Annotated in this window: 2 protein-coding genes; both read right to left on the minus strand. The window is 34.8% G+C overall.

Annotation, left to right across the window (positions count from 1 at the left end; genetic code table 11):
• Positions 1-38 precede the first annotated feature (38 nt).
• Positions 39-917, minus strand: coding sequence for an IS3 family transposase (locus K7G79_RS14665; protein ID WP_370634234.1), 879 nt, complete (start codon positions 915-917; stop codon positions 39-41).
• Entirely contained in the window at positions 902-1,198 is a 297-nt protein-coding gene (locus tag K7G79_RS14840; protein ID WP_370634233.1) for a transposase, read from the minus strand. Before K7G79_RS14840 ends, K7G79_RS14665 begins: the two co-directional genes overlap by 16 nt.
• Positions 1,199-1,266: the final 68 nt, after the last annotated feature.

Below are 1,266 nucleotides of genomic sequence, written 5' to 3' on the forward strand. Positions count from 1 at the left end.
TGGACTTGCAACAAAAAGTCGGACAATTTTTCTAAGACCTATGCCACGTTTTTAATTTGATAAAATTCTTGTTCTGCTTCAAAAGGTGTTTTATATCCCAAAGAAGAATGTAACCGCTTTCTGTTATACCATATTTCTATATACTCAAAAATACTGGTTTTAGTCTGTTCTATGGTTTTAAATTGATTATCATAAACAAGTTCTATTTTTAGTGTCTTGAAGAAAGACTCTGCCACGGCATTGTCCCAACAATTTGCTTTCCTGCTCATGGATTGAGCAATTAAAGTATTAGACTTTAACAGTTTTCTAAATTCTTTTGAAGCATATTGTATGCCCCTGTCGGAATGAAAAAGTAAAGACTGTGTTATTTTTCTTTTTGATATTGCCATTTTCCAAGCAGGGATAATAGTTTGGTTTGCATGTAAACTTGTACTTAATGACCAACCTATTACCTGTCTGTCATATAAATCAATGATTGTGGTTAAGTACAGCCAACCTTTTTGAGTTTTGATATAAGTGATATCAGATACCCAAACTTGATTTAATCTACTAGGGTTAAAGTCTCTATCCAATAAATTCCTGCAAATAGGATATTTATGGTTCGAGTCTGTAGTAACCTTAAATTTCTTCTTGTGCTTACTAATCCAATTGTTCTCTTTCATGATTTTAGAGACCCTTCGCCTGGATATACAATAATCATTGCGCCTTAATTGCTCTGCTATTCTTGTCGAGCCATAGCTCTGCTTACTCCTGTTAAATTCTTGTTTTATCAAATCTGTAAACAAACTATGCTCCAATGCTCTTTTGCCAGGGCCACCTGTGAACCACCTATAAAAACTACTTCTGCTTACTTTTAATACTTTGCACATCTTCTCAATGGGATATAAATGTCTATAACTGGCTATAAACCCGTAGATTTCCCATCGCTCTTGGAGAAGATGTGCACGGCCTTTTTTAAAATCTCAAGCTCCAGTTCCTTTTCTTTAAGGGCTTTACGTAATCTTTTGACTTCTATTGTATCCTCTGGTATTGGTTTTTCTGGCTTAGGTGATGCAGTTGTTTTAGATGCTCTGCGCCATTTGTAAATCCTCTGGACAGCAATGCCCAATTCATCTGCCAGTTCTTTTATGTTATCCCGCTGGTAACTCAATCTTACCGCTTGTTCCTTTAATTCTTTACTATAAACTCGTTTTTTCATGTTTCTAAGATATTTGTTTTGTAACAAACAGTCTTAAATTTTATGTCCGAATAAAGGTAACAACTCCA

This window comes from Aestuariivivens sp. NBU2969 (genome assembly GCF_019931125.1).
Taxonomy (GTDB): domain Bacteria; phylum Bacteroidota; class Bacteroidia; order Flavobacteriales; family Flavobacteriaceae; genus Aestuariivivens; species Aestuariivivens marinum.